The sequence below is a fragment of the Bradyrhizobium sp. LMTR 3 genome (genome assembly GCF_001693485.1).
GTDB lineage: Bacteria > Pseudomonadota > Alphaproteobacteria > Rhizobiales > Xanthobacteraceae > Bradyrhizobium.
Genome location: NZ_MAXC01000017.1, coordinates 1 through 25,591, shown reverse-complemented (window position 1 = coordinate 25,591; position 25,591 = coordinate 1). Strand labels below are relative to the sequence as shown.

General features: G+C 62.7%; 28 protein-coding genes, 1 tRNA gene and 1 pseudogene. 7 read left to right on the top strand and 23 right to left on the bottom strand.

Annotated elements, in window-relative coordinates:
* Nucleotides 1-5: 5 nt before the first annotated feature.
* From LMTR3_RS15965 to LMTR3_RS15955, 3 genes are all read right to left on the bottom strand, one after another.
* On the bottom strand, nt 6-1,742 hold the full coding sequence (locus tag LMTR3_RS15965; protein WP_065746044.1) for a methyl-accepting chemotaxis protein: 1,737 nt from the start codon (nt 1,740-1,742) through the stop codon (nt 6-8).
* Nucleotides 1,743-1,873: 131 nt separating this feature from the next.
* Nucleotides 1,874-2,749 (bottom strand): DMT family transporter, encoded by an 876-nt coding sequence (locus LMTR3_RS15960; RefSeq protein ID WP_065746043.1) that lies wholly within the window; start codon nt 2,747-2,749, stop codon nt 1,874-1,876.
* Nucleotides 2,750-2,904: 155 nt separating this feature from the next.
* Entirely contained in the window at nt 2,905-3,351 is a 447-nt protein-coding gene (locus tag LMTR3_RS15955) for a hypothetical protein (protein WP_065746042.1), read from the bottom strand.
* A 330-nt stretch (nt 3,352-3,681) separates the two neighbouring features.
* Between LMTR3_RS15955 and LMTR3_RS15950 the strand changes: the two genes are divergently transcribed.
* From LMTR3_RS15950 to LMTR3_RS36440, 3 genes are all read left to right on the top strand, one after another.
* A complete protein-coding gene (locus tag LMTR3_RS15950; RefSeq protein WP_065746041.1) occupies nt 3,682-3,936 on the top strand; it encodes a hypothetical protein in 255 nt (84 codons plus the stop codon).
* Nucleotides 3,937-3,984: 48 nt separating this feature from the next.
* Nucleotides 3,985-4,061, top strand: a tRNA-Arg gene (locus LMTR3_RS15945).
* Between the two features lie 65 nt (nt 4,062-4,126).
* Nucleotides 4,127-4,606: a DUF4158 domain-containing protein gene (locus LMTR3_RS36440; protein WP_084029652.1), complete on the top strand. Its 480-nt coding sequence runs from the start codon at nt 4,127-4,129 to the stop codon at nt 4,604-4,606.
* Here LMTR3_RS36440 and LMTR3_RS15940 read toward each other — a convergent pair.
* The 3 genes from LMTR3_RS15940 to LMTR3_RS15925 all read right to left on the bottom strand — a co-directional run bounded on the left by LMTR3_RS15940 (nt 4,530) and on the right by LMTR3_RS15925 (nt 7,274).
* Nucleotides 4,530-5,468: an RNA polymerase sigma-70 factor gene (locus LMTR3_RS15940; protein WP_210184705.1), complete on the bottom strand. Its 939-nt coding sequence runs from the start codon at nt 5,466-5,468 to the stop codon at nt 4,530-4,532. The two genes, LMTR3_RS36440 and LMTR3_RS15940, sit on opposite strands and share 77 nt — an antisense overlap.
* 174 nt (nt 5,469-5,642) lie before the next feature.
* The gene (locus LMTR3_RS15935) at nt 5,643-6,494 is read right to left on the bottom strand and encodes an SDR family NAD(P)-dependent oxidoreductase (RefSeq protein WP_065746040.1); all 852 of its coding nucleotides are present in this window, start codon (nt 6,492-6,494) and stop codon (nt 5,643-5,645) included.
* A 282-nt stretch (nt 6,495-6,776) separates the two neighbouring features.
* Nucleotides 6,777-7,274, bottom strand: a complete 498-nt coding sequence (locus LMTR3_RS15925) for a carboxymuconolactone decarboxylase family protein (RefSeq protein ID WP_065746038.1) — start codon at nt 7,272-7,274, stop codon at nt 6,777-6,779.
* A 137-nt stretch (nt 7,275-7,411) separates the two neighbouring features.
* Here LMTR3_RS15925 and LMTR3_RS36435 point away from each other — a divergent pair.
* Nucleotides 7,412-7,744, top strand: a pseudogene (locus tag LMTR3_RS36435) (IS21 family transposase); the annotation flags it as partial.
* Between the two features lie 184 nt (nt 7,745-7,928).
* Here LMTR3_RS36435 and LMTR3_RS15915 read toward each other — a convergent pair.
* From LMTR3_RS15915 to LMTR3_RS15885, 7 genes are all read right to left on the bottom strand, one after another.
* Nucleotides 7,929-8,294 (bottom strand): MAPEG family protein, encoded by a 366-nt coding sequence (locus LMTR3_RS15915; protein WP_349643804.1) that lies wholly within the window; start codon nt 8,292-8,294, stop codon nt 7,929-7,931.
* 131 nt (nt 8,295-8,425) lie between these two features.
* Nucleotides 8,426-8,911: an SRPBCC family protein gene (locus LMTR3_RS15910; protein ID WP_065746035.1), complete on the bottom strand. Its 486-nt coding sequence runs from the start codon at nt 8,909-8,911 to the stop codon at nt 8,426-8,428.
* A complete protein-coding gene (locus tag LMTR3_RS15905; protein ID WP_065746034.1) occupies nt 8,908-9,225 on the bottom strand; it encodes an ArsR/SmtB family transcription factor in 318 nt (105 codons plus the stop codon). The genes LMTR3_RS15910 and LMTR3_RS15905 overlap by 4 nt, the downstream gene beginning before the upstream one ends.
* A gap of 110 nt (nt 9,226-9,335) precedes the next feature.
* Nucleotides 9,336-9,752 (bottom strand): VOC family protein, encoded by a 417-nt coding sequence (locus LMTR3_RS15900; RefSeq protein ID WP_065746033.1) that lies wholly within the window; start codon nt 9,750-9,752, stop codon nt 9,336-9,338.
* An 897-nt stretch (nt 9,753-10,649) separates the two neighbouring features.
* Nucleotides 10,650-11,174 carry a hypothetical protein gene (locus LMTR3_RS15895; protein ID WP_141686644.1) on the bottom strand — a complete coding sequence of 175 codons (525 nt, stop codon included), beginning with the start codon at nt 11,172-11,174 and terminating at the stop codon, nt 10,650-10,652.
* A 130-nt stretch (nt 11,175-11,304) separates the two neighbouring features.
* Complete coding sequence (locus LMTR3_RS15890) at nt 11,305-12,261, bottom strand: alpha/beta hydrolase (protein WP_065746085.1); 957 nt, start codon at nt 12,259-12,261, stop codon at nt 11,305-11,307.
* A 529-nt stretch (nt 12,262-12,790) separates the two neighbouring features.
* Entirely contained in the window at nt 12,791-13,033 is a 243-nt protein-coding gene (locus LMTR3_RS15885; RefSeq protein ID WP_065746031.1) for a cupin domain-containing protein, read from the bottom strand.
* Nucleotides 13,034-13,296: 263 nt separating this feature from the next.
* Here LMTR3_RS15885 and LMTR3_RS15880 point away from each other — a divergent pair, with 263 nt between their 5' ends.
* Nucleotides 13,297-13,671, top strand: coding sequence for a hypothetical protein (locus LMTR3_RS15880; protein WP_065746030.1), 375 nt, complete (start codon nt 13,297-13,299; stop codon nt 13,669-13,671).
* Nucleotides 13,672-13,684: 13 nt separating this feature from the next.
* Here the strand turns inward: LMTR3_RS15880 and LMTR3_RS15875 are convergent, their stop codons facing one another.
* A complete protein-coding gene (locus LMTR3_RS15875) occupies nt 13,685-14,161 on the bottom strand; it encodes a hypothetical protein (protein WP_065746029.1) in 477 nt (158 codons plus the stop codon).
* A 138-nt stretch (nt 14,162-14,299) separates the two neighbouring features.
* Complete coding sequence (locus LMTR3_RS39265) at nt 14,300-14,890, bottom strand: hypothetical protein (RefSeq protein WP_065746028.1); 591 nt, start codon at nt 14,888-14,890, stop codon at nt 14,300-14,302.
* 283 nt (nt 14,891-15,173) lie between these two features.
* On the opposite strand from LMTR3_RS39265, the gene LMTR3_RS15865 reads away from it, so the two are divergent.
* Nucleotides 15,174-15,557 (top strand): VOC family protein, encoded by a 384-nt coding sequence (locus LMTR3_RS15865; protein ID WP_065746027.1) that lies wholly within the window; start codon nt 15,174-15,176, stop codon nt 15,555-15,557.
* 169 nt (nt 15,558-15,726) lie between these two features.
* Here the strand turns inward: LMTR3_RS15865 and LMTR3_RS15860 are convergent, their stop codons facing one another.
* Nucleotides 15,727-16,176: a hypothetical protein gene (locus LMTR3_RS15860; RefSeq protein ID WP_065746084.1), complete on the bottom strand. Its 450-nt coding sequence runs from the start codon at nt 16,174-16,176 to the stop codon at nt 15,727-15,729.
* Between the two features lie 235 nt (nt 16,177-16,411).
* On the opposite strand from LMTR3_RS15860, the gene LMTR3_RS15855 reads away from it, so the two are divergent.
* Complete coding sequence (locus LMTR3_RS15855; protein ID WP_065746083.1) at nt 16,412-16,762, top strand: GrlR family regulatory protein; 351 nt, start codon at nt 16,412-16,414, stop codon at nt 16,760-16,762.
* A 3-nt stretch (nt 16,763-16,765) separates the two neighbouring features.
* Here the strand turns inward: LMTR3_RS15855 and LMTR3_RS15850 are convergent, their stop codons facing one another.
* From LMTR3_RS15850 to LMTR3_RS15820, 7 genes are all read right to left on the bottom strand, one after another.
* The gene (locus LMTR3_RS15850) at nt 16,766-19,444 is read right to left on the bottom strand and encodes a PAS domain S-box protein (protein WP_065746082.1); all 2,679 of its coding nucleotides are present in this window, start codon (nt 19,442-19,444) and stop codon (nt 16,766-16,768) included.
* A gap of 192 nt (nt 19,445-19,636) precedes the next feature.
* Entirely contained in the window at nt 19,637-20,437 is an 801-nt protein-coding gene (locus LMTR3_RS15845; RefSeq protein ID WP_065746026.1) for an NUDIX hydrolase, read from the bottom strand.
* A gap of 4 nt (nt 20,438-20,441) precedes the next feature.
* Entirely contained in the window at nt 20,442-21,398 is a 957-nt protein-coding gene (locus LMTR3_RS15840) for a dihydrodipicolinate synthase family protein (protein ID WP_065746025.1), read from the bottom strand.
* Nucleotides 21,399-21,509: 111 nt separating this feature from the next.
* On the bottom strand, nt 21,510-22,388 hold the full coding sequence (locus LMTR3_RS15835) for an SDR family oxidoreductase (protein ID WP_065746024.1): 879 nt from the start codon (nt 22,386-22,388) through the stop codon (nt 21,510-21,512).
* Nucleotides 22,389-22,502: 114 nt separating this feature from the next.
* Nucleotides 22,503-23,363 carry a MaoC/PaaZ C-terminal domain-containing protein gene (locus LMTR3_RS15830; RefSeq protein ID WP_065746023.1) on the bottom strand — a complete coding sequence of 287 codons (861 nt, stop codon included), beginning with the start codon at nt 23,361-23,363 and terminating at the stop codon, nt 22,503-22,505.
* Between the two features lie 374 nt (nt 23,364-23,737).
* Nucleotides 23,738-24,127, bottom strand: a complete 390-nt coding sequence (locus LMTR3_RS15825; RefSeq protein ID WP_065746022.1) for a Zn-ribbon domain-containing OB-fold protein — start codon at nt 24,125-24,127, stop codon at nt 23,738-23,740.
* Nucleotides 24,127-25,275 (bottom strand): thiolase family protein, encoded by a 1,149-nt coding sequence (locus tag LMTR3_RS15820; protein WP_065728879.1) that lies wholly within the window; start codon nt 25,273-25,275, stop codon nt 24,127-24,129. The genes LMTR3_RS15825 and LMTR3_RS15820 overlap by 1 nt, the downstream gene beginning before the upstream one ends.
* Nucleotides 25,276-25,591: the final 316 nt, after the last annotated feature.

Genomic DNA, 25,591 nt, shown 5'->3' with positions numbered 1-25,591 from the left:
TTCCGTCAGGCGGCGCGGACGCGGTCGAGGAATCTTTCCACCTCGGCCTTCAGGTGCAGGCTTTCGCTCGACAGATTCTGCGCAGAGGCAAACATCCGGCTCGAGGTCTCGCCGGTCTCGTCGGCGCCCTGCGCGGCGTTGCGGATGTTGGCCGCAACATCGGCCGTGCCGCTCGCCGCCGCGCGCACGCTCTGCGCAATGTTCTGGGTCGCGCTGCGCTGCTGCTCGACCGCCGCCGAGATCGAGGTGGCGATATCGCTGATGCGCTCGATGGTCTGGCCGATCGCCTTGATCGCGCTGACCGACTCTTCGGTCGCAAGCTGCATGCTGCCGATCTGGCTGGATATCTCTTCCGTCGCCTTGGCCGTCTGACCGGCGAGGCTCTTGACCTCCTGCGCCACCACGGCAAAGCCGCGGCCGGCATCGCCTGCCCGCGCCGCCTCGATGGTGGCGTTAAGCGCCAAGAGGTTGGTCTGCTCGGCGATCGAGGTGATCAGCTTCACCACGTCGCCGATCCGGGCGCCGGCTTCCGACAATTCGTTGATGCGCTGGTCGGTGGCGGCGGCCTGCTTGACGGCGTCTGCTGCGATGCCGTTCGATTCCTGGACGCGGCGGGTGATTTCGGCGATCGAGCTGGAGAGCTCGTCGGAGGCGGCCGCCGCGGTGCGGACATGCTCGGAGGCGGTTTCGGAAGCGCCGGCCGACTTGCCGGACAGGCTTGCAGTAGTCCGCGCGGTGTCGGTGAGCTGCCGCGCGACACGCTCGAATTCACCGGAGGAGCTCAGCACCTTGTCGAGGATGCCGCCAACGCCGGTCTGGAACTCGTCGACGAAGCCGCGCAATTCCGACTTGCGCTGCTCGGCAGCGGCAGCGGCAGCCGCGGTCTGCTCGTCGCGCAAGCGCCGGCGTTCGACCGAATTGTTCTTGAACACCGCAAGCGTACGCGCAATCTCGCCGATCTCGTCCGTCCGGTCGTCGCAGTCGATTTCGACTTCGGCGTTGCCGTTGGCAATGGCAGTAAGCGAGGCCGTGACCGACGTCAGCGGCTTGGTCACCTGGCGCACGAGCAGCAAGGTCAGCAACATCACCAGCAGCGCGGCAATGCCGGCTGCGATAGCCATGTTCTGAATGGCATGCGACAGCATGCTCTCGTAGTGAGCCATGGGAATGCCGACATACAGCAGACCGATCACCTTGCCGGCCGAATTCACGATCGGGTAGTAGGCGGTCATGAACGTCTTGCCGAACAGCGTTGCCGGGCCGCGGTAGGCTTCTCCGCGGCGCACCACTGCCTGCCCGGGGTGATCGGCCGCGAGCTGAGTGCCGACGGCGCGGTCGCCGTTCTCCTTCTTCACATTGGTGGTGCGGCGGACGAACTGGTTGCTGGCGTCGTCATAGACGAAAAGCGTCGCGTTGCCGCCGGCATAGCCCACCGCGCGATCGACGATCGCGTGGTCCTTGAACTCGGGCATCTTCGGAATTTCGGCCCGGGCGACCGCCCCGTCCTTGAGTGTGATCTTGGCGTCGCTATAGGTCTCGGCAAAAGCCAGACCCAGCGTGCGCAGGTTGACCTCGATGTCCCGCAGCGCCCGGTCACCGAATTCGGAAGTCAGCGACCAATGGGCCGCCCCGACCACCAGCGCGGTATTCACCGCGATCAGGAGGATCGCACAGATGACAGCCTTGGTACCGAGGCGCAGCTTGAGCGCCGGCAAGAACTTTCCAATGGATTGCGTGGTCATAACGAGAATTCCCCCAAAATCCCGCCCAATCTGACCCGTTTTGCTTACGATCGCCTTAATGGGCACAACTCAGGGAAAATACTGATAAGCTTCATGAAATTTATGCGTGCAGGAAGCCCGAACGCTCTACTTCAAACTGAGCGGCGGTTGACCACCAGCACGGCCGCCGCGCAGGCGGCCATGCCGGCAATCGAGACCACGTCCAGCCGCTCGCCGAACAGCACATAGGCCATCAGCGACGTCACCGCGGGCACCAGATAGAACAGGCTCGCTACCGACGTCGCGGCCGAGCGCCGGATCAGCCAATAGAGCAGCCCGATCGATCCGATCGACAGCACGACCGCAAGCCAGGCCAGCGCCAGGATGAACTCGGTGGTCCAATGCACCTCGTTGGTCTCGAACAGCCATGCGCCGAGACTGAACAAGATCGTCACCGCGACGTATTGCACGAGATTGCCGGACCGCCAGTCGATCGCGCTGCAGTAGCGGCGCTGGTACAGCGTGCCGAGCGTGATGCTGACCAGCGAAACGGCCGAGGCGAGCCATCCCCAGCCCGCCTCTCCGCCCACCGGCCTGTCGTGCAGGATCAGCACGACGCCGGCGAGCCCGAGCAGCAATCCGCTCCATTGCAGCGGCGTCACGCGCTCGCCGAGCCAGCGGCTCGCAAGCGTCGAGGTGAGAATCGGCTGCAGGCCCGGAATCAAAGCCGAGAGCCCCGCCGGGATCGAGTGCGCAATCGCGATCGCCGTGCCGCCGAGATAGATGCCGTGCACGAGAATGCCGGCGACGGCGCTGTGCGCGATGCCGACGCGGTCCGGCCAGCGCGGCCGCGCGACTACGACGATGATCGCCATCAGTCCCACCACGAACGCCATTCGGATCGCGAGATAGGTCAGCGGCTCGGCGCTGTTCAGCACATATTTGGTGCCGATGAAGCCCGTGCTCCAGAGCACGACAAAGATCGCGGGCGCTGCGCGCGCGGCAATTTTTTCGAAGTCGCCAGTCATTTGCCGTCCCTGTTGCCCGATCGCATGTTGTGCGGCAAGGGTCGGTCACGCGAACCGTCGCCGCGATTTCACATATCGAAGAACGATTTGATGAAGCGCGGCGAACCTATCGTGGCGAAGTTACGTTCTGGGGCTTGCGCGAAAGGTAACGGCGATTACCACTCTTCCGGACAGGGATCGACGATCCTCCAGAGCTCGCGGCCGTTCTTGATCTTCTTCATCTCGGTGGTGAGCCCGCCGTTGCGGCGAATCCAGTCCTTCACCGTTTCCGGATAATAGGACATCAGGTCCGACGTCCCTTCAGCACTCGTGACCTTGATGCCGAAAGTGAAGGCCTTGTCGTAATAGGCCTGGTGGAAACCAACGCTCGCCTTCGGCGTGACGCAGATCTTGTTCATCGGCACGATGCCGAACACCAGCGTGCAGGCCGAGTTGCAGATGCCGTCGATGATGACCCGCTCCTTGCGGTCGCGGATGCGCTTGTACTTGGCCTTGTACTCCTCGACATAACCGCCGTGGTCGCGCGTGATATGCAAGTCGGCGCGCGCCGGGCTCGCGACCAGGACCGAGAGGGACAGCAAGGCAAGAGACGTGATGCGCATAGGTCGATCGGGAACCGGGTAACCTTTGTCAGACGGGGATAGGTCGGCCCTTGAAGTCAGATCGGACAGAACTCTGGCCGGACTGTGTTAGGAATTCGTTAAGCATCCCTTGAGGCCAAAAATGGGCGCGTTAGGATGGTTTTCCGCAGCATTTCTGCCCGCTTCTCCTAGAATGGGAAATTGGACCAGCCAAAGTAGCAGCGGTTGCGGGCTTCGATCGATTCGCAGCTTAGGCTTCTAACTTGTTGTTTTAACACACTTTCTTCGCACGAATTTCTGTCCATTCAGATCGAATCACTAGAGCTTCAGTGGGACTTCCGGAGAATCGAAATGACCAAAGCAAAGTTTTTCGCTGCCGCCGCCCTCCTCTCCACCGCGGCCCTCGCCCCAAACCTGGCGGACGCCCGCCATAATCGGCACCTGCATAATTGGGGCCTGCCCTACCCCATCAGCTTCCTGCACAATTACGGGCCTGGCCTGCAGCCCGGCACCTTCGCCTATTACGACGGCCCCTCCACCGTCCTCTGCCGCCAGGGCGCGGCCGCCTATATCGGCCAGGACCGCCGCCGGCATCCCTGCTACTAGCCTCCGCTACTGGCTCTATCAGGCCAAGTCTGGTACGAGCCACCGCAGGCGCTCGTAGCTCAGCTGGATAGAGCATCGGATTTCGATTCCGAGGGTCGGGAGTTCGAATCTCTCCGAGCGCGCCACTTCTGTCATTTCCACCACGCCAACACCGAGAATTACCGCCAATCGCCGCCGGAACTACGGCTGAGTGAAGCGCGAGAAATATCCTGCGCGCGAAAGGCGTAGTAACGGCGGCGACAGCAGCTTCCAGACGGGCGCGAGGTGTTCGTGGACGGCGGATTGCATAGCTTTGAGCCTGCGGCGGGAGGACCGCAATCGCCTCGGTGCTGCTCTCCAGCTCGCGCTGTTTCGCCATCCCGCCATGACAATGGCGCAGGTCCTCAACCGCTCCGCAGCTCTCCCAGAAGAATTGGTGACCTTCATCGCCGAGCAGCTCGAACTTCCGGCTGAGGCGCTCGCCGATTATGCAAGCCGGGACCAGACCATGACGGATCATGCCCGTGAACTCGCGGCGGCGCTTGGGCTTCGCAGCGCAACCAGAACCGACATACCCTTCATGATCGATGCGGCCGCTCGTTCGGGGCCGCTGCTCATGCGAGTGTCAGCGACGTCATGGATGCGATCCGTGTCAGCTTCTCTGGGTTTCGAACGTAGTAAAGACCGGTGATGCGCGCGTCCTCGACCCGGACCGCAAGGACGCCGTCGATTTTCCCATCAAGGCGCATGAGGAGCGCCGGGTTGCCGTTGACGACAGTGTGCTCGCCAGTGAGCGCACCTTCGATCTTCGGGAGGCCGTGGACGAACATCCCGACAACCCTTTGTGCCCCGATGATCGGGCGCAGCGCAGCCTGCTTTACGCCGCCGCCGTCGCTCACGAGGACGACGTCAGGCGCAAGCACGTTGATGAGGTCCTGGGGATTCCCGGATTCGAGTGCACGGCGAAATAACTCCAGTGCCCTCCTCGCCTCGGCCGGAGAGACCACTTGGCGAGGGCGGCGCGCATCGACGTGCAGACGGGCCCGATGCGCTATTTGGCGGACGGCCGTGGGAGTCTTGTCGACGACGGCGGCGATCTCCTCATAAGTTACATCAAAGGCGTCGCGAAGAATGAAGACAGCGCGCTCGACCGGTGACAGCGTCTCAAGGACGATCATGAGCGCCATGGAAACACTTTCGGCGAGTTCGACGTCTTCCGTCACATCCGGCGCAGTGATCAACGGCTCAGGCAGCCACGGCCCGACATATTCCTCCCTGCGCCGTTTTATCGTGCGGAGCCGATTCAGCGCCTGCCTAGTTGCAATTCGGACAAGATAGGCGCGTTTGTTGCGTACCTGTCCCAAGTCGACCTTCACCCAACGCAGCCAGGTCTCCTGAAGGACGTCTTCGGCATCAGATGCCGATCCAAGCATCTCGTATGCGACCGTGAAGAGCAGATCACGGTGCTCTGTGAAAGCCTCCGTCGCCACATCAATGGCATGGTCGTTAATGGCATGGTCGTTCAAATCTCGATCCCTCTCATTCAGCGCCATCGCTTCGCCAAACAGCTCGGAACGCGTCGAATTCTCAATAAAGGGAGAGCGCACTAAATGGCCTCGCCTGTGCCGCAAGACTACCACCAGAACGCCACCGCCTCACGCATGCCGTCTGTATTCGGGCATGGTTGATGCACTCGTCTCAGATCTCGAAAGCTCACGCCGAAGGGGTCACCGATCTCTTGATTGGGCTTGCCCGTGAGCCTCCACCGAGAGGTTCTGCCAGTCGGCCCAGGACTTGAGCCTGTCGGCGTAGACCTGCTGGAGCATTTGGTAGAAGCCCCGGCCGAAAAGCACCCTCAGGGGCGGGGTATCGGAATCGACGATCTTGAGGAGTGCCTGGGCCGCAGCGGCCGGGTCGCCGGCGGGCTGCTTTCCCACGAGCACGGCAAGGCGCTGGCGGAGTCCGTCGTAGACCGGGTTAGCCTCGGCCATGTGACCGTTGGCTAATGGATTCGGATTCTTGCCGGACCTAGTGGCGAAGCCGACGGGCTCGACCACGGTCACCTTGATGCCGAAATCGGCGACTTCTTGGACAAGGGTGTCATTCAGAGCTTCGAGGGACCATTTGGAGGCTTGGTATGCGCCGCCGAGCGGCATCGCGATGAGCCCGCCGATCGAGGACATTTGGACGATGTGCCCTGCGCCCTGCTCGCGCAGGTAAGGCAGCGCGGCCTTAATGACCCAAACCGCGCCGAACACGTTGGTCTCGAACTGGTCGCGCAGTTGTTGCTCCGTCAGTTCCTCGATTGCGCCGATCTGCGCGTAGCCGGCATTGTTCACGATGACGTCGAGACGGCCGAAATGTTCTTTGGCCCGCTTTACGCTTTCGAAGACCGCGACCTTGTCGGTCACGTCCAGCTCGAGCGGAAGCACGGCGTCGCCATAGGCATCGGCCAGTTCATCAAGACTCGCGGTGTTTCGGGCGCTCGCGGCCACCCTGTCGCCGCGAGACAGGGCGGCCTCGACGAAGCAGCGGCCCAAACCGCGCGACGAACCGGTGACGAACCAAGTCTTACTCATGATGTCTCCTTCTTTCTTTGATCTCCGCTGAACATTCGATTTGCATCGTCGAATATGGGTTCGGGTACCCTTGTCATATGCGCCAGTTGTCACTCGTCGCGCTGCGTAGGTGGTTACCGTTCGCGAGCCACGTCAGAACTGCCAGCTCACTATTGAAGAGTACGCGGCGAGCGCACAGCTTTGCGTAAGCCGGTTGCTGGACCTTGGCGATCACCTCGGTCGCCCCAAACCTGGCGACCAAGCCGCAGACAGCGGGGTGCATTCGCCGGATCGCTCGCCCCCTTAGGCAAGCTCGGCCTTGTCCAGACCGAATTCCTTATCGTACTTGCCGGGCGGAGTGCGGAAGGCCACATTGACGCGGTTCGCCGCATTGATGCCGATCACGCGGAAGGTCAGCGTCGAGAGTTCCTTTTCGCTGAACTGCTCACGCAGCTCGGCATAGAGGTCATCGGAGACGCCGGTCCGCGCGAGTTGGGTCAGCGCCTCGGTCCAGGCCAGCGCCGCGCGCTCCTTGGGGGAAAACAGCGGCGACTCGCGCCAGATCGCGATGTGATACAAGCGCAACTCTCGCTCGCCGCTTAGCTTTGCCTGCTTGACGTGCATGTCCAGGCAGGCGGCGCAGCCGTTTATCTGCGAGGCACGGATGTCCACCAATTGGCCCAGCCCCGGCTCGATATCGCTGCTTTTGACGATCGCAATTCCGAGTTCCTGGAGTTTCTTGAACAGATCGGGCGATTGCTCCATGAAGTTCAGGCGCGATTGGGCATTGGGGTGGCTCATAATCACTCTCCTTCGCGTGAGCGTTTGGGTTGATCACATCTTTAAGACACCCCGGTCTTGCGCCTTGTGACATCGCCGCTGACAAAACTTAGTTCGCTTGCCCCGAATCTCAGAAAATCGAAGGCTCGGCGGTATTCGGCGCACCCTTCAAGGATTGGATCCTTCTGGCCGCACTGGACCGGGCGCGTCGGAAGCTCTCGGGAGTGCAGGGCGGCGACCGGCAGATGGTCGATATCCTGGCCAGTGCTGAGCGACGGTCTGCCGGCGGTCGAAACCGCCTGCGCTACGGCACTTAAGGAAGGCGTCCACTCGGCCGACGTCATTCTTATCCTCGCCCGACGCCGCGAGCCGGCCGCTACGATCACGATCACGACGCCCGTACGCTGCGCCTGCACGATGAACCTGCCGATTGTTGGGCACGCACGAGAGTTCGTCACCTGCTGCAGCTGCTGCTCGGGTCGTCGTCCTAATGTCGGCGAAGAGCGCCACAGGCGGGCCTTAGAGGCCTATGGAGTAGACATAGTTCTCATCATCACCCGTGCGGCGCGCCACTCCGGTACACGCTATCGCCGCCAACTTCGGCCGAGTCATCGATTGACGTAGTCAAGTTGTCGAGTTGATGCACTGTCACCGCAACACCACCATCGACGCCGATCAACCGCTTGTTCTGCGCAGGACGATGCCGACAACGGCGCCGACGAACAGCAAGGCGCATGCGGTCGATTGGATGAAGAACCCGGGCAGACGCTTCTCCACCGCTTTGATGTAGCCGGTGAAGTACAATACACGTCCGCCAATCCAGACGAGTCCGAGCGTCGCGGCCGCGATGTCGTTCAGATAAATCGCGCAAAGCCACAGCGGCACTAGAAAGATCGGCATCCATTCGAGCGTGTTCATGTGCACGCGAAACACGCGCTCGAAGTCTGCATTACCGGTCGTTGCCGGAAGCTTCACGTTGAACTTTCCATGTGCCGCCGCGACGCGCGTGGCCAGGAAGAAATGGAACGCCACAGTGAGCAACGAGACGATCGCAGCGTAGTATGGCATAGCAAATCCTATGCTGAACCAACCTGACCAGCTCCGCCCGACGACCACTCGCCGTCTTAGGGCCGATTCACAGTCCCCGCTCCGAGCCGGTTGACATGCGGCCGTCAGGCCTTGCGGGCCAACAGGTCGGCATACCGCTTGAGGTACAGCGGCCAACCCTGATCGCCGGCAACTCCGTCGCGCTCGCTTTCCCAGCCTTCGCCATGGCGCTCCAGATTCCGGTGCTCGATCTCGACGCGGGTGCGGTCTGCCGTCTCGGCGGTGAAGCGCACTTCCCACTCGCTGGTCCTGTCCGGATCGGTCTCGATCTGCCATCGCGGGCTGATGTCCCAGCTCAGAAGCACCCGGTCGGGCGGCTCGTAGGCCAGCACGCGCGCCCAGCGGCACTCGCTGCCGTCGACGCCACGATCATAGAGGTAGCCGCCGACCCGAGGCTCGAACACCGTCTCGGCAATCGGGACAGCGAGCATGTTGTGCTCGGGCGGTTTGAAACTGCCGAAGTCCTCGGTGAAGACCTTGAATGCGCGCTCGATCGGCGCCTCGACCACGATGGACTGCTTCACGGACGCAACTGATATATGAGCGTTCATTGTGACTCCTCTGGTGGTTGCTCGACGGCGACCTTGTAGGCCGCCAGCGTTTTGCTCCAGAACCGGTCGAGCCAAGCGCGCATCTGGCCAAGCCCGTGTGGATCGATGTGGTAGACGTTGCTTGCACCCTTCGGCTCGGAACGAACCAGGCGCGATTCGCGCAGCACCTTGAGGTGCTGGGAAACAGCCGACTGCGAGACCGAAACCTGCCGGGTAATCTCCGCGACTGAGCGCGGGTGCTCAGCGATCAGCTCGAATATCGCGCGGCGCGTCGGGTCGCCAAGGGAGGCCAACTGGGCGTTATCAACAGTCATAACTTATGATTAGTATAAACTAATGATATTGTCAATCGGAGCCGCTCGCAGCTTGCCGGGGCGCGACGCGACGTACTGGAGCGAACCGCCTCTTGGCGCGGCGTTGTCGGCTAAGGACTGGTTTCGCAGCCGTGTGTCGACTTGCGCTGGATCAGGTCCCAACGGTTGCCACAGAGATCCTCGAAAACCGCGACGATGCCGTAGGCCTCATGCCGTGGCTCCTCAACGAACCGCACACCGGCTGCGATCATGCGCGCATGATCGCGATCGAAATCATCCGTCTCCAGGAACAAGAAGACCCGCCCTCCGGTCTGGTCACCAATGCGCGCCACTTGGGCCGGACCGTCAGCCCGCGCCAATAGCAGGCCGGAGCCGGCACCGCCCGGTGGGCGCACGACCACCCAACGCTTGCCGCCGCCGAGCGGCGTGTCTTCACACAGCTTGAAATCCAGGGCGCCGGTGAAGAAGGCGATCGCCTCGTCATAGTCCGCGACCACGAGGCTGACGAGGGAAAGATGCTGATTCATCGCCCAGCCAAGCGAGCTGCGAGAAGCCGGCTCTCAAGAAGGCGAGGATAGCATTGTACCGGCTCAGTTGTTGCAACGTCTAAACCGAGACGGGCGGCGAACCGATACTGGTATTCGCGAGGCACAACCGCACCCGAAAGCCCAAGTTGGTGGACCGATTCCGCGTGTGAAGCGTGCGCCCACTCCCGGCCCGTCGCGTCACCTTTGGGATTGACCGGCCCCATGATCATCGAGGGAAAGCGGACGGCCTGGCGAGATCGGGCACTTCCTAAGGCGTAGTGCGAAATTGCAGGCCATCGCAGTCTGACCGATTGGAGCGCGCGGCAGGCTCCCACATCATAGGGGCAGCGCGAGGCAGTAGTGCCTGTCTTCATCGACCGTGGCGCGCCACTTCGAGCCTGACGGGGCACGCCGAGCCCCGCATGGACCTCGAAGACAAGCGACATGCCGCGATCAGGAACAAATCCAGATGATCGCAACCGCGATCGGAATACCCAAACCAAGTGCGCCGAAAATCGCCGGGACGAAATCGGACAGCAGGCGTACGCCAGATGATGACATGACGTTACTCCTTGGAGCCCCCCGAGCCTCTTGCTCGTCCCCAAGATGAACGGTCAATCGCGCCTTCGGATTACGGTCCTTGGCGACTCTCTGTGAAGCGACAATGCTGGGGGCGTTATGGTTAACAGGTGGTTAACAGACAAGAAGAAGTTTGCAGACCGCGCCTTGAAGACGCGCCGCTCGATGGTGAATCGCGTGCCGGCGCTACCCACGTCCCTTTGGCCAAACTCCGAAAGAGCGCCTCGCCGGCATCGTCGGCCGCTCCCGTCTGGTCCCGCCGCCGTCAGGGAATGGCGCCTATCCGGCGCCATTCCTCTTCAGCGGCGCAGGCGCCGATCAGAACGAGCAGCCATAGGCCGTGAGCGATGCCTTCGTCGCGTCCAGGGTCTGCTTGCAGGTCGCGTCCATGGTTGCTTTCGTCGACGGATTCTTGGCCATGTCGACCCACGCCTTGCGCGTCTGGTCGATCTGCGTCTTGTACATCGCGCGCTGTGCCTCAGGGACCTTGGAGACGACGCAGGCGTCGTACTTGGTCAGGAAGTCGTCGCAGGAGGCGATGCCCGTGCTCTGCGCGTGAGCCGTCGTGACGCCCGCGAGCAAGGCGACGCCCGCCGCGAGTGATAGCACCTGTCGATGGTTCGCGCTCGAACCTGCCCCGGCATTCGATGTTGCTTGACGCATGATTTTTATTTCCTCTGTAACAACTGAACAATTGGATCGCCGGCAAAGCCCGCTGTCGCCAAGGTCTCCCCGATAGATTCGCAAAGCATCGCGCGCCGACAACCGGTCGGCGTTGCGGACGTTGAGCAATTCAAGCGTTGAGCAGTTCGAGGCAAGACCGGGCACCACCGTGCCGGCCACGAATAATTGTTCCGTCAATTTGGCGAGATTATGGGTGACGACACCGTGACGTTGTGGTGACCCTTTGCCGGCGATGGACGGGCGCCATCATGTTATGTTGCCGTGCGATGCCGTCGCGCTGAAGGCGAACTCACGCGGCCGAGGTATCGATCGAGCGGCGTATCACCTTCCGTACCTCGGCATTGGATAGAAACAGATCGTGGTTGATGATGCCCCAGCCAGAATCGGACGCATCGATGACGCGCACGCCGAGCTGCTCGATAGTGGCCTTCTCGGCGGCGCCGACCCGAGTCATCCCGCCGGCCAATCGTCCCGACAACGCAAGCGCGCGATCATTCGTCGAGGCGACGACGGTAATCTTGCGGGTGAGTGGTCCGATATTCTGGGTCGCCGAAGTGAACACATCCATATCGATGTCCGGTGAGGCGAATACCACGGCCCCGATCTTGCCGGCGACGCTGTCGCCATATCGCGCATAGAGCTGACGTAGCCCTTCGAGGGTCAGCATGGTCCCCATGCTGTGCGCGACGATATGAACGCGGCCGACGCTCGGGGCGGTGGCGAGGGAATGCAGCACGCGCTCGAAGGCATCGCGGGAGTACATCGCACTGTCGCGGTCATATGCATAGTCGAACAGTCCGGCCTTGGACGGCCAAGAGAAGACCATTGTCTGGCCGCGGAATCGAACGCCATCAGCGAGGTGCGCGGCATCGAGCGCCGCCGTCTCGAACGTCTGTTTGAAGCCGTGCACGTAGATCAGCACGTCCGAGCCGCCGCTGGTTTGCCCGAGAAGATCACCGACCTCTCCCGATACCGGCTCGACCGTATCGAGACGCCAATCGCCAAGTCCGGCTGCGGCGAGGGAGAAACGATTCTCGCCGGGCGGCACCAGCTTTGCCCGTGCCACGATCATCTTCGAAGCCCGCTCCGGCCCGAACCACGGTTTCGCACGCCCGCCGCTCACCGGCTTGCGCGTGGTTGCGACCAGCAACGTCGGCTCCACCGAGAGCGACGAAGCGTCGTAACGCGCGCCCGTTGCGCCAAGGCTGGCGCAGCCGCCGAGCGCAAGCGCGCTGGCCGAAGACACAATTCCGCGCAGGAACGCGCGGCGCGACCTAAAAGTCTCGTTTTGCTGCAAATGTCGGATGATCACGTAGGACCTTTGGGAACATTGCCCCGTAGCACCGCCCCGCACGTCTCCTGAATTAGGATGGCGAGAAAAGGGCGGGCCGATCGCCGACGCGGTTTGTTTTGGGTGGTTCCGGTTCCGTCGCGATTCTGTGATCGCGAGCCGGCGCGACGAAACCATTCTACTCCGCCGCGAAGCGCTCCGGAAACAAAGAGCCGCTAGGGTCCCACCATCAAACAAGGGGTTAGATCATGTTGGTATCGGTCCTCAACCTCATCTACCGCGAATTTCTGAAGCGCGCCCTTATGGGCATGGCAATTCAGGGAGGACGGCCATGACCGAGGTCGTGACGGCGTTCCTCGTCTTCGTCAGCATCGGCATATTCCTGGCCCACGCATTTGACGCCTATCGCCTGCGCTAGGTCTGCGCCTGACCCCGCTGATGAGATTGTTCGCACGTTCTCAAGAATGCACAGCGCGTGCGCACTTCAAGGGGGCCCATCCTTTGCGGCGATAGCCACGTTGCGGCCGGGGAATTTTCCGAATAGTTCCGCCGGCTGGCCGAAATTTGTGGCGAGGACATCCTTGGGACTTGCCGCGATCCATAGCGACCGTTCCATGGTCTCGTAGATGGCTGCATTGAATCCGATCAGGATGCGCGCAGGTCCGCTGCCATTCTCGATCGAATGGCCACAGCGTTGCGCAATGTGGCCGACGTAGCCCTTCTGCAATCGCTCGGTTCGGTAGCGGCCGCCTCGCCATGGACGACGCCAATGCAGCGTCCGTAGCGCACCTGCAACGGGCGTCAGGGTTTGGCTGCCCCCTCCGAACTGTCGTAGGCTCAATTGAATGGCTATTAAATCAACGGGTTAGACAGACGCTCGGGGATGATGCTAGAGAACGCAGGCGCCCGGCGGGATTTTCGATTCCGAGGGTCGGGAGTTGTGGTCTCCCAGCGGCGCTGGTTCAGCTTACGGCTATTCGGAATTTCGATATGAGAAAGATCATCCTGACGCTGGCGATCCTGTATCCGGCGGCGGCGCTGGCTCAGGGGACGAGTACCCCGGCCGCCCCGGCCAACCCTCCCACCATCGGCGGCAAACCGCTGGTTGTGGTCGGGGAGAAGAATCCGACGGCGGGCAAGAAAGAAAAACCTTTGTCGGTCGCCCAAAAGTTGCAGGCCTGCCAGGACATCGACGACGCGACCAAGGAACGCCTGAATTGCTACGACGCCATTTATGCGCCGCAGCCCAAAGCGAAGGCGGCGGCAGCGAAGGGCGTCAATGACTGCCGGTTCGTCAAGGAGGAAGACGAGCGGTTGACCTGCTATAATGGTTTTGCGGACAAGATTCCGAAGCTACCGCGCTAGTCAGGTGGGGCGCTTACCAGGTGTTCCAACTCGGACCACCGAAGAAGCCAAATTGTGACTGCTGCGCGACCCGCATTTGTGGCGGCTGCGCGAACTGCGTCGGCGGACGGGTTCTTGCCACCTTGCGCTTGCGCTGGACCGGCGGCTCCGGCTTCTTCGCCTCCGCCGGGACGTACTGGGCAAACGTCTCCCGCGTACGGGCCTGAGCGGCGTCAGCCGAGGCAGGGGCTGCGGCGGGCGCTGGCGGCGCAGCGGCTTGGGCGGTCATGGCCGGCGGCGGAACAACGGTCGGAAGGCTGGTGTCAAAGACCACCCGCTCCGGCAGCTTCTGGTCGGAACGAATGCGCACTACGGTCTTGTCGACCGAAGAATCGGCCTGGGAAACGCCCTGGCTGGCCACGACCGCCTGTTCTGGGACAAACGCATCGATCGCCACCAACAGCGCGAGCAGCACTCCGCCGACAAACAGGAAATAACGCGCCACAGGCATTGGTCTTGCTCCCCCGCGCGAACGGCGCACGGTTTAATCGCCCAACGGGCCATATAGCGTTTAGTTCCTGCTCAACTTGCAAGGTTCAAAGGCGCAGGTCACATTTTGGAGATGAAAGGCGAGTTCGGCCGCACAGGGTTAAACGCGGCTGGCCGTCACCAGTGTACATTTCGCCTTATTCGCGTTGACGTTGACGAACCCGACCAGCATGCGTGCGTATCGTTTCCGGCTCTTCATGTTCACGGTATCGGGAATGATCCGCCTGCGGGCGGTCAGATGGCTGCCGTCCCGTCGGATGAAATTGCAGGCGATCTCGATATCCCTCACCGCGTAGTCATTGGTATTGCGAAGCGTGAAGGTCACCAGCGCTTTCGAGCCAAGCCCGCCCCTTCGCCATGACTGCGAGATGATTTTCAGGCCGTCGAGCGGCGACGTGGCAGGGACAATCGTCTCTGGCGGCGCGATGTCGAGAGGCACCGCAGCGCCAACCGCCTGGTTGGGATCGGTGGAAGCTAACGGCCCCGGGCTCGGCATGGTCGCCTGAGTCGCGGCCGGATCATCCGTGCCTTGCGTGACGCCGGCAACTTCAGACGGCATCGCCGCTGAACGGCTTTCGGCATCGCTCGCTTGCGGGAGCATCAACCATACGACGCATCCAACGACAGCGATGGCCGGCAGCACGGCAAGCCGCGCTTCGAACTTTCCGAACGACCAGCCGGCGATTCTCATACCCTCGCCCTCACCCGGCAGCGTCGGCGATTGCCGTGCCGCGCATGAAAAAAGCCATACGGGCGTTTTCCCGTACGGCTTCTGTCACGACCGCCGCTATACGGATCCCGCCGCCCGTCAACAATCATCCAGCGCAGAAATGGTTTCATGCCACCTCGACAATATTGCGGCGGCGGTGCAAGGCTTGCAGGATAGGGCTGTGGATTGACTGGCGGCTTCATCGGCCGCCGCGTCGCAACCACCCTTCAGCGCCGCAACAACAATAGTGGGGAGACCGATCGAGATGCCGACCGTTACCTGGGACCATGTGCATTTGCGCAGCCCCGATCCCGAAGCGACTGCCGCCTGGCTGGAAGACATTCTGGGCGGCGAGATCGTCCGTGCACCGGGGCGGATCGACGTCAAACTCGGCGGCGCCAATGTGTTCATCGCTCCCGTTGCCGCCAGCGACAGCGTCAACCCGCCGCCGGTGACGCCCTATCAGGGGCTCGACCATTTCGGCCTGACGGTGAAAGACATCGACGCGGTCGCCGCCGAGATCAAGGCCAAGGGCGTCGAGTTCACGAAGGAACCGACCACCATACGTCCTGGCGTTCGCATCTGCTTCATCCGTGGGCCGCAGGGCATCTCGATCGAACTGCTCGAACGCGACAAGAAGTACGCCTGACGCGCCGGCGAGCATGTCTTTGAAACTGTCGTCACCCGCTACCGGGTATCGCCTTCGGCGAGCCCGATGACAGGCTCCAGAGGCACCAGACAAAACCAAGAGGCCACGGCGTACTGGATACTCCGCTTTCGCGGAGTACGACAGTCGTGGTCGGGCCGGTGCTCGCGCGTTACGTCATCGATCCCGGCATGAAGCAGCGAATGCTCAATCCCTGATAGCCGCGGATCGGCCAGACCATGGTTCGCCCTGCCCGGTTCGGCTCGGTGATGACGGCATCTTCAGGCACGTCGTACCAATCGCCGTCGATGCGAACGCGGTAGTGCCCGCCTTTTGATTCCCAATCCACGTCGCTGACCGCGCTGCCGTCTGCGTCGGAACAGCACGGTCCCTTTCCGCTCCTTAGGCTGTCGAACCACTGCTTCAGCGGTGAGTTGGCATAACGGCCGTCCGGATCGCGGGCTTCGCCGGGAGCCGAGGCCAGCGGCAACATCAGCAACACGCTGCCGATCATCAGCGGCTTTTTCCAGCGGCCCACGCGATGACGGGCCGTAGTTTCACGGAAGTTTTTTTCTGTGTGTCGGCGCGCAACGTGGCCGCCGGAATTGATCCAGTTGGTCACCCTGTTTCTCTGCTCCTGCACCCACCGGCCGGTGCCGAAGAACACTATGCATTTCACGGGCCAACTTGATTCGGTTCAGCGCCCGTCACCCTCGCGTCACGCCGGGGCGGTACGCTGCGGGTTTGCTTCCTGTACGGGAATTGGCAGACAACCTGACGCGTTGACGCTGTGGGCCACGCTTTGGCATAATTAATTGCCGGCTTCCGTGGGCGCGGCGGCCGGCATTTGGGACGCCATGAAGAACGGGCTCTATTCGATCCACGTCACCCTGCTGGATGGGCGCGTCGGCAAGGGCAGCGGCGTTATTCTGTTCCGGGACGGCCAGATTCTCGGCGGCGACGCTTATCTGTTTTATACCGGCAGCTACACCGTGAAGGGCGACACCTTCAAGGGCGAGGTCCTGGTGCAGCGTCACACCACCCCGCGCGACAACGACAATCCGCTGTTCGGCGGCCCCGCCCCGGTCGGCATCGGCGTATCCGGAACCTTTACCGACACCCGCGGCAGCATGAATGGAACCGCGCTCGTCGGCAAAGCGAGCCAGATCTTCGGCGCCACATTGCACAAATTGGCTGATATCAATTAGCGCCTATTCAGCCGCCTGCTCCAGCGGCGCCGTGCGCGGCAGGATCATTTGAATGCGCGTGCCGCCGCCCGGCTCGGAATCGAGGTCGAGCCGGCCGCCGAGCCGGGTCGTCACGATGCTGTAGACGATGTGCAGGCCGAGCCCGGTGCCGCCCTGATCGCGCCGCGTGGTGAAGAACGGATCGAAGGCGCGGCGGCGAACATCGAGGCTCATGCCGATGCCGTTATCTGAAAAGATGATCTCGACATTGTCCTTGCCGGACTCCCGCACCTGGATATCGACCGTGCCCGGTTTGCCGTCCGGGAAGGCATGCGCCACCGAATTGAGGAACAGGTTGGTAAGCACCTGTCCGTACGGCCCCGGATAGCTGTTCATCATCAGGTTGGGCTGGCACTCGACGTTGAGCGTCAGATTGTGCTTACGCAGGCCGGGCCGCAACGACATCACCACCTGCTCGGTGAGATCGCCGAGATCGAAGGTACGCTGGTCCGAATAATTGCGATCGGCGGCCACCTGCTTGAACGACTGGATCAACTCGGCGGCGCGGTTGAGATTGGCGACCAGTTGCGAGGAGGCACTGCGGCTGGTGTCGAGAAAATCGTTCAGGCTGGAACGCCGCAACTCGCCGCGGGCGACCTCCGCTGCAAAGTTCGACGTCTTTCGCTCCAGCGCGGACGCCACCGTCAGGCTGATACCGACGGGATTGTTGACCTCGTGGGCTACGCCGGCCACCAGCCGTCCCAACGCGGCTAGCTTTTCCGCCTCGATCAGCGAATTCTGCGTCTCACGCAGGTTCCGTAGCGCTCCCTCCGCCGCATCCTTGGCCTTGCGCATCTCGGATTCGACGCGCTTGCGCTCCCCGATGTCGAGCGCAACCGTCACGATGTTCTCGATCTCGCCGGCCGCATCCAGGATCGGCAGCTTGTTGACCAGCCATTGCCGCATATGGCCGGACGCGTCCTTGTATTCTTCCTCGTAGAAGCCGAGTTCCTTGCCGACCGCCAGCACCCGCTTGTCGGGCTCGTCGGTCTTTTCCGCGCCGTAGCGCGACATCAACTCGGCGGTGGTGCGGCCGATCGCATACCCCGGCTCGACCCCGAAAATGCCGGCCATATAGCGGTTCATCAGGACGTAGCGGAGCTGCTTGTCCTTGACGTTGATGACCGCAGGCACGGTGTCGATCACCATTTGCAGCAGGCGGCGGCCTTCGGCGATCGCATCCTCGGCCCGCTTCTGGTCGGTGATGTCGCGCACCGTTCCTTCGTAGCGGACGACAATGCCGGCCTCGTTGTGCACGGCGCTCGCGCTGTCGGACAGCCACAGCACCGAGCCATTGCACGTGCGAACCTGGTACTCGTATTCACGCACCATGCCGTCGCGCTGCATCAGCCGCTCGTATTCCGCCCGCGCCTCGGGATGGACGTAAACGGTATCCGCGATGTCGCCGATGCCCTTAATCAGATCCTGCGGCGTGGCATAGCCCATCATCCGCGCCAGCGCCGGGTTGGCGTTCAGCAGCGCGCCGCCGGGCGTCGTGACGTAAATTCCGTCGACCGAGGACTCGAACAGCTTGCGGTAGCTTTCCTCCGCAAGCCGCTGTTCGGCGAGCGCACGCACCGCCGCCTCGCGTGCGGTGTCGGCATCGACCAGCGTTTGCCGGAATACTTCGGCCGCGCGGGCGATGTCGCCGATCTCGTTGTCCACGTCGGTCGCCGGGATCGAGGCGTTCTTCTCGCCGCCGGCCACCGCGCGGATCGAGCCTGCGATTGCGGCAAGCGGACGCACGGTGCGCCGAACCACCAGCAGCGACGCAAACAGTCCGATCAGGACGCCGGCAGTGCCGAGAACGATGCTCTGCCATTTCGCCTCCGTCAGGGTCCTCGCAAAATCGCGTGAGAGGACGCGCCCCCGCCGCTCGCTGACGTCGCGCAACAATTCGGTGACGCGCTGGATCAGCCGGCCCTCCGCACCGAGCACTTCCCTGTCGATGTCGGATATCTGCCGTTCCCGGATCGATATGTTGACGATCGCCAGCGCATAATCGTCGACGATCGCGCGCAGCTTTGAGTCCGCGATCGTCATCGAGCGCATGCTTTCCGCAGCCTGTTCAGCCGCCGAAGGGTTATGCGCCAGCAACGCCGAAGCGATCCGGCTCTGGGTCTGAGCCAGGGCCATCGCAAGGTGGGGATCTGATGCCTCGGAGATCGCCGTATCGAATTGCTCGCGCAAGGGCGGCAACGTGACGATCATCTCGGCGCGGCGGTTGATCAGCGCGGAAATCCGCTCGATGCCGGTGCGGTAGGTCGCCAGGCGCTCGGTGACGCCGTCGATCATGTCCTGCTGTTCTGGCGCGAGCTCCAGCCGCGTCTTCTTCAGGATCTCGCCGAGCGCGTTGGCGGCTTCGCCAACCTGGAGCGACTGGTTGCCGCGATCGGTGACGAAATCCCGCGCCGCAAGCCGCAATTCGTTCATGCGGCGGTCGATATCCTCGGCCAGGTCGCCGACGCTCTGCAGCCGCTGCAACTCGGCAAAGGTCGAATCGATGTGGCGGATGGCGATGACGCTGGCGGTCGAGGTGATGATGATCACCGCCAGCACCAGCATGAAGCTGCCGAATGTCAGTTGGCCGATCGAAAGCGAGAACGATCGCGGCGGCGAATTCGGCGGCGTTTCAGCGGTCATGTGGGTCGGGGCCGGGCTCCAATCGGGCGCAATATACGATGTATTTCGGGCCGTAGGGAACATGCCGGAATCGGCCGGATTCGCCATCCGGACCCTAAAGAGGCGGCGCCAGCCGAGGCGAATGGCCGTTAACCTTTCCCGATGGGGACGGCCGTCAGGACCGCCCACGGATACCGAGGCGATTTGGGACCGTCAGCCGACGGAGCCGACCTCGAACACGTCGCCGTCATAGCCGGCTTCGAGCGGGATGCGGAGCTGGCGGCCGCCATTGTTCCTGGTCATCACCGGTGTCACGGTGACGACCGATTTGCCGCGGCTGTCGTCGAGCGCCGCCTTCACGCCAGCCTGCTTGCCGAGCTTGATCAGGTTGCGGGTGGTCGGGAACGGCAGCTTGAAGCGCCCGCTCTCGCCGCCCTCCAGCGCCTCGCGCGGCGACACCCAGATCGAGTCCGTGGATTCTTTGCCGTCATGGGCGCCGACCTGTTCCGGTGGCGCGGCGGCAAGGAAGAACCAGGTGTCGAACCGCTTGGGCATGCCCTCCGGCGTGATCCAGTGCGCGTAAGGGACGAGCTCGTCGAGCGCCAGCACCATGCCGTTGTCGGCCAGCACCTGGAGGAAGCTGATCTTGCTGTCGCAGAGGTCGGCGCGATGTGCCGCCTCGATCTCGCTGGCGCGCTTGGCATCCACCAGCGCCGTCGCCCCCTTCGGCCGCGCCAGCAGGATGCCGCTTTCCTCAAACGTTTCGCGGATCGCGGCAATCCGGAAGCTCAAGGTCGCCTCATCGAACCCCTCGCCGCCCGAATAGAGTTCGGGCCGCGCGATGATTTCCTTGTCGTCCTTGTCGACACTGCCGCCTGGAAATACCAGCGCACCGGAATTGAAATCGATCTCATAATGGCGAACCATCATGAAGACCTCGATTTCCTCACGCTCCGCGCTGTCGCGCAGCAGCAGGATGGTGGACGCAGGACGCGGGGCGACGGCCTCTGCCATGTGACTAACCCGCGGCGCTGGATTGCGGTTGCAGGTTGGCGCGGCGGTCGACGCGCGCCACCCGCGACAGCAGATAGTCGACTTCGGCCTTTGCCGTCACCGTAATCGTCGCGCCGGGCTTGCGTTGCGCGCTGGAGGAGATGATACCGCGCTTCTGCAGGACGTATTTGCGCACCGACAGGCCCGCGCCGGGCTGCTGCTCGTAGCGGATCAGCGGCAGGTGCGCATCGAACAGATCGTGCGCGGCGTCGCGCTTGCCGGCTTTGGACAGCTTCACGACGTCGATCAACAGTTCCGGGAAAGCGTAGCCGGTCATGGCGCCGTCGGCGCCGCGCTCCATTTCGAAGTCGAGGAACAGTCCGCCATTGCCGACCAGGATCGACAGCGGCCGCAGCGAGCCGTCCTTCTGGAAATTACGGAGCGTGGAGATCTTCTCCAGGCCCGGCCAGTCCTCGTGCTTGAGCATCACGCAGGACGGGCTATCCATCACGATTTTGCGGATCACGGCGGGCGTGAAGATGACGTTGAGCGTCAGCGGATAGTCCTGCAGCACCCAGGGAATGTCGTCGCCGATCGCTTCCTGCGCCTGCTTGAAATAGCCCGTGATCTGATCGTCGGTGCGCAAATGCGGCGGCGGCGCGATCATCACGCCGGCAGCGCCGGCATCCATCGACGCCTTCGCCAGCGAACGCATCGAGGCAAAACCCGGCGCCGAGACGCCGACAATGATCTGCATGTTCTTGGCGCGCTTGACGAAGCGGATCGCCACCTGCTCGGCTTCGGCCGCATCGAGCTTTGGCGCCTCACCCAAAATGCCGAGCACGGTGACGCCGTCGCAGCCGACTTCGGCGTAGAAGTCGGTCAGGCCGTCGATGGATTTCTCGTCGATCCGGCCGTCATCGTGGAACGGCGTCGGCGCGATTGCAAAGGTGCCGGCGGCCTGGGCGGTGAGTTTTGTCATCGAGTGCCTCTATCCTCTCTATCGTCATTCCGGGGCGATGCGCAGCATCGAACCCGGAATCTCGAGATTCCGGGTCTGGTCCTTCGGACCATCCCGGAATGACGTTCTAGCTCAAAACCTTCGTGCGCCCATCTTGATCTGCTCCTCGGAGAAGAAGATCTCCTTGGCGTGGGTCACGATGTCCTCGGCCTTCCAGCCCGTGAACGGCGGCTTCCAGCCTTCCATTTCCATCATCCGCATCTCGCGAACCCCGCGCGGGCCGGAGACGCCGAGCACCTTGCCGGTCTGGTCGCCCGACAAATCGCTGACCATGTATAGCACGGCCGGCGCGATGCCGTCCGGGCCGAGCGCGGCGCCGGGGTTCTCCTTATAGCGCGGCAGGTCTGCGGTCATGCGGGTCAGCGCGCCCGGGGCCAAGGTCCAGATCCGGATGTTGTACTTGCGGCCTTCGATCGCCAGCACGTTTGACAGTCCCCAGATACCGCCCTTGGCGGCGCCGTAATTGGTCTGGCCGAAATTCCCGATCAGGCCCGAGGTCGAGGAGGTGTTGACGATGACGCCGCCACCGTTCTCGCGCATCCATTTGAACACCGGCTGGGTGCAGCAGAAGGTGCCCTTGAGGTGCACCCTGATCACCTTGTCCCAATTGGCCTCCTTGGCCTTGGCAAAGGTCTCATCGAGCAGGATGCCGGCATTGTTGACCAGGATGTCGGCGCGGCCGAAATTCCTGATGGCGTCGTCGAACACCGATTGCCCGCCGGCCATGGTCGAGATGTCGGCGCCATTGGCGACGGCGCGGCCGCCCTCTTCCTTGATGGCGTTGACGACCTTCTGCGCCATGGAGACGTCGGCGCCGGAACCGTCGCGGGGACCGCCGAGGTCGTTGACCACGATCGCCGCACCCTCGCGTGCGAACAGTCTGGCGTAGGCCTCACCGAGCCCGCCGCCTGCACCGGTGATGATGGCAACTTTGCCGTCGAGCAATCCCATGGTGTTTTTCTCCCTTGCGTTCTTCCGTCATTCCGGGATGGTCCGAAGGACCAGACCCGGAATCTCGAGATTCCGGGTTCGATGCTAACGCATCGCCCCGGAATGACGATTGACCTAACCCAGCACCGTCTTGCCGCTCTTGATCACGGTGACGCCCCTCGCCTTCACCTTGGCTTCGAACGAGATGATGTTGCCGTCCTTCCACATCTCCATCGTTACGGTCTCGCCGGGATAGACCGGCGAGGAAAAGCGCGCGACGTGCTGCTTGAAGGCGGACGGATCGTAATCGGCGTAGGTCTGCAGCACGCCCCGGCAGGTGATGCCGTAGGTGCACATGCCGTGCAGGATCGGCCGCGGAAAACCGGCCTTCTTCGCAAACTCGGGATCTGAGTGCAGCGGATTGCGGTCGCCGCAGAGGCGGTAGACCAGCGCCTGGTCCGGCCGCGTCGTGATATCGACGATCTTGTCGGGCGCGCGGTTCGGAACCTGGTGCGGCTCGGGCTGGCCTTCGGACGGGCCGCCAAAACCGCCGTCGCCGCGGGCGAAACGCGAAGCGACGAGCGTCGCCAGCTTGTCACCGTTCTCGTCCTTCAGCACGGTCTGGTGCCGGATGACCGCGCCCTTGTCCTTGCCCTTGTCGAAGACGTCGAGCACGGTGGAGTCGGCCGTGATCTTGGCGGCGCTCGGCAGCGGCTTGTGGAAGGTGATGTCGCGCTCGCCGTCGACCACCATGACGCGGTTGAGATTCATTTCGCCGGGGCTTGAGCCCCAGGCCGCCACCGAGGCGAAGGTCGGCACGACCTTCAAGGGGCGCGGCGTAAGCGTGCCCTCGTTGACGAAGGCGAGTTCGCTCTCATCCATCGGATCGGCGCCCATGCCGATGCCGTAGGCGTAGAGCATCACCTCGCGATCGGTATAGGCGTATTTCTGGCCAAGATTTTTCAGGGCCATGAGCTGTTCATAGTTGATCGGCATGTTTGAATGCTCTCCCCATTCGCTTCTTCTGCGGCGCCCATTGTTGTGCCCTCTCCCCTTGTGGGAGAGGGCTACACCGGCAGCGCCTCAAACCCGTTTGGGTGAGGGGTTCGTGCCGCAGACACTGTTCTCCGCGGGTAGAACCCCTCATCCGGCGCTTCGCGCCACCTTCTCCCACAAGGGGAGAAGGTAAGATGGACCAGCGCCCGTTGTTGTGCCCTCTCCCCTTGCGGGAGAGGGCTGCACCGGCGTCGACACGAACTCGCTTGGGAGAGGGGTTGCCTCCGCAGACACATCTCTCGCGCGGAGAGATACCCCTCTTCCGGCAGCTTCGCTGCCACCTTCCCCCGCAAGGGGGGAAGGTACTTCTTAGGTTAAGCCGCGGTGAAGAACGGCAGCGGGGCGCCGTCGGTCGGCTTCCACACCAGCTTCACCTTCTGGCCGATCTTGAGGCTCGTTAGATCGCAGTCGACGATGTTGGTCTGCAGCGACGGACCTTCCTTCAGCGTCACATAAGCGATCGCATATGGACCGGTCGGCGACTTCCGCATCAGGCTATAGGTGTAGACCGTTGCCTCGCCGGAAGCTTCCTCCCACTCCGTTTTGTCGGAAAAACAGAACGGGCAGATCGAGCGTGGGAAGTAATGCGCCTCGCCGCAAGCGGTGCAGCGCTTGATCATGAACTTGCCGGCCTTGGCCGCTTCCCAGAACGGCGCGGTCTCGGGGTTGGTCACCGGCGCCGGGTATTTCTTTGCTTCAGCCATCACACGCGCTCCAGAATGCAGGTTGAGGCGGCGTGACGCACGCCGAGAAGACCGCCGGTGCCATGGGCGATCGCGAGGTCGCAATTCGGCACTTGCACCTTCGGATGGGCTTCGCCGCGCAATTGGCGAACGGCTTCCAGAATTTTCGTCATGCCGCCGCGGTTGACCGGGTGATTGCTGCAGAGGCCACCGCCATCGGTGTTGAACGGCAGCTTGCCGACGCCGGAGATCAAATTGCCGTCGGCGACAAACTTGCCGCCCTCGCCCTTCTTGCAGAAGCCGAGGTCTTCGAGCTGCATCAGCACCGTGATGGTGAAGCTGTCATAGATCGAGGCGTATTTGATATCCTTTGGCGTCACGCCCGCTTCCTCGAAGGCGCGCGGGCCGGACCAGACACCGGCGGAATACGTAAGATCGAGATCCTTGCCGCCGCGCGGACCCTTCATCGCCTCGCCATGGCCGATCAGGCGCACCAGCGGCTTCTTCAGGCTTTTGGCGATTTCCGGCGTGGTCACGATCATCGCGCCGCCGCCATCGGTGACCACGCAGCAATCCATACGATGCAGCGGGTCCGAAATCATCGGCGAGTTGATGACGTCCTCGACGGTGACGACCTCCTTCAGCATCGCGTGCGGATTGTACTGGGCGTGGTGGGAGGCCGCGACCTTGATCCAGGCGAGTTGCTCGCTGGTGGTGCCGTAGTCGTGCATGTGGCGCATGGCACACATGCCATAGGCATTGTGGGTGGTGGCGCCATAGGCCGCCTCGAAATCAGCCTCAGCGCCCGCTGCGCGCGGCGGCATCGGGCCGGTGCGCGGCTTGCCGGCGAGCGTGACCAACGCGATCGAGCATTTGCCCGCCGCGATCGCTTCGGCCGCGTGGCCGAGATGGATCAAATAGGAACAGCCGCCGGTCTCGGTGGAATCGACGTGACGCACCTTCAATCCGAGATAATCGACCATCGGCCAGGCGCCGCCGGGCGCGTCACCGGCGCAGAAATAGCCGTCGATATCGGCTTTGGTGAGCCCGGCATCCTCGATCGCGCCCTTGGCGACCTCGGCGTGCAACTGTGCCGTTGATTTATCGGGTGCGTGCCGGGTGGGATGCTCGTAGATCCCGGCAATGTAGGCTTTGCCTTTGATGGTCAAATCGTTCTCCGTTGGCGTTTCTTCTTTCCGAAAGTTTTTCTGGCCTGTCGGGCGGACCTTGGCAAGCGCGGAAATATTCCGCCGGGCGAGAGGGTAGCGACTAGACTCAAGTTCGGCGGCACGCTGAAAGCGTCAAATACACGACTGTCATCCCCGCGCAGGCGGGGATCCAGTACGCCGCGGCATATCGGTTCAATCACTGCTGTCTCTGGAATACTTGTATGGGGCTTGGTCAATGGTCGTCGTTGCTAGGTCATTGCGTTGATCTCCGAGGGAGGCCGACATCTCCGCGGGCCGACGTCAAGACGGCTGTCCG

Bases quoted from the DNA above. Each gene is read 5' to 3' on its own strand.
- LMTR3_RS15955 (WP_065746042.1), bottom strand. From the start codon at position 3,351: ATGCGCATCACGTCTCTTGCCTTGCTGTCCCTCTCGGTCCTGGTCGCG.
- LMTR3_RS15850 (WP_065746082.1), bottom strand. From the start codon at position 19,444: ATGACCGCTGAAACGCCGCCGAATTCGCCGCCGCGATCGTTCTCGCTT.
- LMTR3_RS15900 (WP_065746033.1), bottom strand. From the start codon at position 9,752: ATGAATCAGCATCTTTCCCTCGTCAGCCTCGTGGTCGCGGACTATGAC.
- LMTR3_RS15965 (WP_065746044.1), bottom strand. From the start codon at position 1,742: ATGACCACGCAATCCATTGGAAAGTTCTTGCCGGCGCTCAAGCTGCGC.
- LMTR3_RS15825 (WP_065746022.1), bottom strand. From the start codon at position 24,127: ATGGCTGAAGCAAAGAAATACCCGGCGCCGGTGACCAACCCCGAGACC.
- LMTR3_RS15905 (WP_065746034.1), bottom strand. From the start codon at position 9,225: ATGACTGTTGATAACGCCCAGTTGGCCTCCCTTGGCGACCCGACGCGC.
- LMTR3_RS15880 (WP_065746030.1), top strand. From the start codon at position 13,297: ATGAGAAAGATCATCCTGACGCTGGCGATCCTGTATCCGGCGGCGGCG.
- LMTR3_RS15950 (WP_065746041.1), top strand. From the start codon at position 3,682: ATGACCAAAGCAAAGTTTTTCGCTGCCGCCGCCCTCCTCTCCACCGCG.
- LMTR3_RS15855 (WP_065746083.1), top strand. From the start codon at position 16,412: ATGAAGAACGGGCTCTATTCGATCCACGTCACCCTGCTGGATGGGCGC.
- LMTR3_RS15875 (WP_065746029.1), bottom strand. From the start codon at position 14,161: ATGCCTGTGGCGCGTTATTTCCTGTTTGTCGGCGGAGTGCTGCTCGCG.
- LMTR3_RS15845 (WP_065746026.1), bottom strand. From the start codon at position 20,437: ATGGCAGAGGCCGTCGCCCCGCGTCCTGCGTCCACCATCCTGCTGCTG.
- LMTR3_RS15925 (WP_065746038.1), bottom strand. From the start codon at position 7,274: ATGAGCCACCCCAATGCCCAATCGCGCCTGAACTTCATGGAGCAATCG.
- LMTR3_RS15830 (WP_065746023.1), bottom strand. From the start codon at position 23,363: ATGCCGATCAACTATGAACAGCTCATGGCCCTGAAAAATCTTGGCCAG.
- LMTR3_RS15960 (WP_065746043.1), bottom strand. From the start codon at position 2,749: ATGACTGGCGACTTCGAAAAAATTGCCGCGCGCGCAGCGCCCGCGATC.
- LMTR3_RS15940 (WP_210184705.1), bottom strand. From the start codon at position 5,468: ATGGCGCTGAATGAGAGGGATCGAGATTTGAACGACCATGCCATTAAC.
- LMTR3_RS15835 (WP_065746024.1), bottom strand. From the start codon at position 22,388: ATGGGATTGCTCGACGGCAAAGTTGCCATCATCACCGGTGCAGGCGGC.
- LMTR3_RS39265 (WP_065746028.1), bottom strand. From the start codon at position 14,890: ATGAGAATCGCCGGCTGGTCGTTCGGAAAGTTCGAAGCGCGGCTTGCC.
- LMTR3_RS15865 (WP_065746027.1), top strand. From the start codon at position 15,174: ATGCCGACCGTTACCTGGGACCATGTGCATTTGCGCAGCCCCGATCCC.
- LMTR3_RS15840 (WP_065746025.1), bottom strand. From the start codon at position 21,398: ATGACAAAACTCACCGCCCAGGCCGCCGGCACCTTTGCAATCGCGCCG.
- LMTR3_RS15910 (WP_065746035.1), bottom strand. From the start codon at position 8,911: ATGAACGCTCATATATCAGTTGCGTCCGTGAAGCAGTCCATCGTGGTC.
- LMTR3_RS15935 (WP_065746040.1), bottom strand. From the start codon at position 6,494: ATGAGTAAGACTTGGTTCGTCACCGGTTCGTCGCGCGGTTTGGGCCGC.